A 4,270-nucleotide genomic window follows, 5' to 3' on the forward strand; every position below is an offset into this window, starting at 1 on the left:
TCTGCCTTACGGCGAGCCTCTTCCTCTGCCGCGGCTTCGCGGCGGGCTTCTTCCGCCTCAGCCTTGCGGCGTGCCTCCTCGGCCGCCATTTGCGCCTCCAGCGCGCGTCGCTGCGCATCGAGATCCGCGCCTTGCTGCACGGTCTGATCGACATTATCGGCTTGCTGCGTGCCGTTCTGGTCGGCGGCCGGTGGCGGCACCACGATCTGGTCGATCGTTCCGTCGGCAGGTTGCGGCGGTTCGTTCAAGGCCGGCGGGCGGAACTCGGGCGGGTTGAAGTTTTCCTCGCCATCGCTGCGAACATCGCGCGATACCGGCTCCCGAGGCCAGTTCAGCCATATCAGCGCGCCTACGAGCACCACGCCGAGGCCCATCAGGGCGATCCTGGTACCCACGCCCGCACCGCGGCGCGCGACCGTCGGGCTGCCGTCCAGTTGGTGATAGTCGATCTGGGTCATCACCGCCCTCCGCTCGATCCGAACAGGGTGGAGCCGCCTGTCAGTTTCGTTGGACCGTAGACCTGCTCGACCGGATCGATTGCGTTGGGTCGCGCCCGATTGTAGAGGCAGAGCGTCTTGCCATCAGCCCGCAAGGTGAATTGCCGTGCGACCTTGTCGATGACGGTGTATTTGCCCTGCGTGCGAACGTTTACCAGCGACTCCTGACGCTTGTCGTCGACTACGAAGATCGCCGGAATATCGCCCTTGAACTCCAGAAACACCTTGGTGCCGTCGTCGAATACGGTGCGCGGCTTCAGGCTGTCGTCGCCCTTGTAGGCGTAGTCGTAATTGAGATCGGCATAGTTCAGATCCTTTAAATCCGGATCGGCGGCGCTCTCCTTGGCCTGTGCGAGCAGGCGCGCGTTGATATCCTCGTCCGGGTATTTGAACCGGACCTGGAAGGATGCCCGGTCACGGCTATTNGAGCAGGCGCGCGTTGATATCCTCGTCCGGGTATTTGAACCGGACCTGGAAGGATGCCCGGTCACGGCTATTGTCAGTGGCCTGCAGCAGCAAGGAATAGACGCGCCGGTTGGTGACCACGTTGACGTTGGTCCACGCATCGCGCTCCAGCGGCTTGACGAACAGAAACCGCGATCCGCGTTTGGGGATGATCGACCAGCCTTTCGTGTCGCCAGCCGACACGGTTTCGATGACTTCGNAGAAACCGCGATCCGCGTTTGGGGATGATCGACCAGCCTTTCGTGTCGCCAGCCGACACGGTTTCGATGACTTCGGTCGGGCTGAGCTCGACCATCGTGGAAATACCAAGGGCGGCGCGCACCGACGTCACGTCGTCGTTGTTGAAGGTGACATATCGGATGCGGCCGTCGCGTGCGGCCGCGCCGTGCATGGTGCCGAGCAGAAGGGCGACCGACAGCGCAAGGCCCACGCGCCATCTCATTGTAGGCTCCCCGCAGCGGGCGCCGATTCCTGATCGCGGCGGTAGTCCGTAACCTGAAATCCCAACGGGTCGTCGAAACGCCATTCGTTCTTGAGCGGCGTTGAGGTGTAGCGGAATTTTATCACCGCCACCCAATCGTCGGTGGTGGACGAATTGTCCCGCCGCGTCGTCGTGGCAAAGCGCACCGAGGCTGTGTTGCGATTGAGCAGGGAAACCGACTTGATCTCGACCGAGACAGTGACATTGCGGCCAAAAATCTTGTCCAGCGATTGTGGATTTGCAGGCGTATAAAGCCACGTCAAATCCTTGGATGCCGCGTCGGTGGAGTAGAGCTGGGCCAGGTCGTAATTCTGTTTCAGTTCACGGGAATCGTAGGTTTCCCGGGCCCTGATATAGCGGACCAGATTGGCCGCCGTGACGGCTTCGTTCTGCGACAAATCTCCAGGCTTCAGCGCGCGCATGATTTCGAGGTAGCCCGTCGATTTGTCGACCTCGACAACATACGGTTCGAACTGCCGGAGCGGCAGGATCAGCACGAGCGCCAACAGAGACAGCACCGCCACCAGTCCGGAAACGCCGCTGATGATCCAGGCCAATGTACGCGATCGACGCATTGACCGGTGCGTGTCGTCTTCCCAGGTCGCGCCCGCCCTGTAATAGCGCTTGTCGACGAGTTCGCTGCTGCGGTCGGCAGCCGTTTCCACTGGCATTGTCACGTTACTATTGCCTCGTTTGCGCGACGCATTCTGATCCACGCCGCGATCGGTGATCGTTCTTGTGTCCTAGGCCAGAGGCCTGGAGTTATCGCGCGCACCTTGCTGGATGGCGGACCGGGTTGCGGCATCCGCCCTAGCTGCTCGCGAAGATCGAAAACTGTTTGCCGCGAGCTGTCGGGCGCCGCGAGCGGCGCGGCCTGCGACCCATCGCGCGCCGGAATAGCGCACGGCGTTTCTGCCGAAGTTTCTATAAGGATTGTATGCTCCCACGGTGCTCAGATACCCGCCGCCATTCAGGATCGAAGCAATCGAAGGTATCTGCATGAGAACGTAGATCCCGATGATCGTCACCAGCACCAGCGGCAGCACCAGCGACATTTTGCTGTCCATGGTCGCTCCGCCGGACGTGGCGGTGTTCAGCGCCGCGTTGACGAGCGAGAAGTAGAAACCGAGAAAGCCGTAGATCAGGACTTGCTGGATCATCAGGAAGGTGCTCAGCGAAAGGAAGCCTTCGCTCATGCGCGAGGACCATCGGTAAAGCCAGAGAATGATCCATATCGGCGCCAAGGCCAGCGTGATGAACAACATCACCTTGGCGGCGATGATCGCGGCAATGGCAAGCGCTGCGAAGATGATGGCAGACAGCAGGACGAGCAGCGACAAGAGCGCGCCAAAAATGTCATAGAAGGATCCGCTATAGACCTGATTGGCGACGTCCTGCGCCCCTTGGTAGAGATTGTCGATCAGCGCTGGAATTGCCGCCTGATCGCTGAGCTGATTGCCGGTGGCCCGCGACACGGCGCCGACGATCACCTTACCGACCTCGTCTGGAATGCTTTGCACGAGCTGATAGATCGTCGCGGAAAATGTCCCCCATCTGGTCAGCAGCAGATAGATGATGACGGCGCGGCCGAGGCGATAGGCCGCTTCGATTGGCGAAATCGACTCACGCCCNCACGGCGCCGACGATCACCTTACCGACCTCGTCTGGAATGCTTTGCACGAGCTGATAGATCGTCGCGGAAAATGTTCCCCATCCGGTCAGCAGCAGATAGATGATGACGGCGCGGCCGAGGCGATAGGCCGCTTCGATTGGCGAAATCGACTCACGCCCGCTCAAAATCGAATAGCCCCACCACACGATATAAAGGGTCAGCATCAGCGTGAAGACGTTGCCCATCGCATTGCCCAACTGCATATAGACGGTGCGAACGAAGTCCTCGCCGATGTTGTCAATGCCACCGAGGATGCTTGCGGCGAGACCGTTCATGGATCCTCGTCAATGATGTTGGCGAACGGCGTTGAATTGACCGGCTTCAGCGCGCCGCATTCGTCGGCGTGGGCATACGACAAAGGCCCGCACGGCGCTTTCAGTTCGCGATTTGCGCATCCAAAAAGCCCTGCGCCGAGCCCAATCACAACGCATATGCGCAGGACTCGCCGCGACAAGCGCTCAGCCTCCGCTCTTGCCGAATTCCGCGAACGGATTGACGGTGCGCGGTGTCATCATCTTCTGCACTTGGCTCTGGCGAAGAAGATCTCCCTTCAGCTTCTCATTAAGGGCCGCGACCGCGCCGTTCTGGACGCCGATCAGTTCGTTGACGGCGCGCGCGTTTTCCAGCTGCATTCGTGTGTTCTGGTCCACCGAACCCTTGACGTCCTGCGACTGCCCGATCTGCCCGCTCGCTGACTGCAGAGACTGTTGGCGCTGGGTAACGCCCTGCGAAGCCTGCGAGGTCAATGCGCTTAGCAGCGAGGCCACATTGACGCTGCCGCCATAGGCGGTGTTGACGGCGCTGGTCTCCTTGCCGGTAATCTGCTGGAGCTGCTTCACCAGCTGGAGCCCGTTTATGACCGCGCCGGCGATCTTCTGGATTTCGGGCGACAGGCCACCAAACGAAAGCGCGCCGCCGTTCAGGATCGATCCGAACGACGGAGCCTGGGCAATCGACATGTTGCCGCCGAGGCCCATTTGTCCGATGCCGAGCGAACCGTCACGACTGCCGCTGAGAGCCTGCAGGATCTCCTCGCTCTTTTTCAGAATATCCTTGTTGGAGTCCATGATGGAGTTGGTGTTGTCCGCATTCTTGCGGGCTATATCGAGATTGGCGCCATCAATGACGGCAATCTGTGCATGGGCCGTGCTTGCC

6 protein-coding genes and 1 pseudogene are annotated in these 4,270 nt (G+C 60.5%); all 7 read right to left on the minus strand.

All coding sequences use genetic code 11. The annotated features are described in order from the left end of the window. A pseudogene (locus X760_RS73330) lies at nt 1-458 on the minus strand (hypothetical protein); the annotation flags it as partial. Further along, complete coding sequence (locus X760_RS73335; RefSeq protein WP_023723218.1) at nt 458-988, minus strand: TrbG/VirB9 family P-type conjugative transfer protein; 531 nt, start codon at nt 986-988, stop codon at nt 458-460. The gene X760_RS73335 and the pseudogene X760_RS73330, both read right to left, overlap by 1 nt. A gap of 8 nt (nt 989-996) precedes the next feature. Next, a complete protein-coding gene (locus tag X760_RS73340) occupies nt 997-1,392 on the minus strand; it encodes a TrbG/VirB9 family P-type conjugative transfer protein (RefSeq protein ID WP_198030589.1) in 396 nt (131 codons plus the stop codon). Nucleotides 1,393-1,400: 8 nt separating this feature from the next. Further along, entirely contained in the window at nt 1,401-2,114 is a 714-nt protein-coding gene (locus X760_RS73345; protein ID WP_023723220.1) for a type IV secretion system protein, read from the minus strand. A 72-nt stretch (nt 2,115-2,186) separates the two neighbouring features. Beyond that, a complete protein-coding gene (locus X760_RS73350) occupies nt 2,187-3,062 on the minus strand; it encodes a type IV secretion system protein (RefSeq protein WP_084643200.1) in 876 nt (291 codons plus the stop codon). Between the two features lie 4 nt (nt 3,063-3,066). After that, nucleotides 3,067-3,390, minus strand: coding sequence for a type IV secretion system protein (locus X760_RS73355; protein WP_023723222.1), 324 nt, complete (start codon nt 3,388-3,390; stop codon nt 3,067-3,069). Nucleotides 3,391-3,573: 183 nt separating this feature from the next. Next, nucleotides 3,574-4,270: type IV secretion system protein (locus tag X760_RS73360; protein WP_023723223.1), on the minus strand; the 697-nt coding region annotated here is incomplete at its 5' end.

It is taken from the genome of Mesorhizobium sp. LSHC420B00 (assembly GCF_000503055.1).
Taxonomy (GTDB): Bacteria; Pseudomonadota; Alphaproteobacteria; order Rhizobiales; family Rhizobiaceae; genus Mesorhizobium.

Excerpts from the sequence above, each read along its gene's own strand:
- X760_RS73345 (WP_023723220.1), bottom strand. The coding sequence starts at position 2,114 with ATGCCAGTGGAAACGGCTGCCGACCGCAGCAGCGAACTCGTCGACAAG.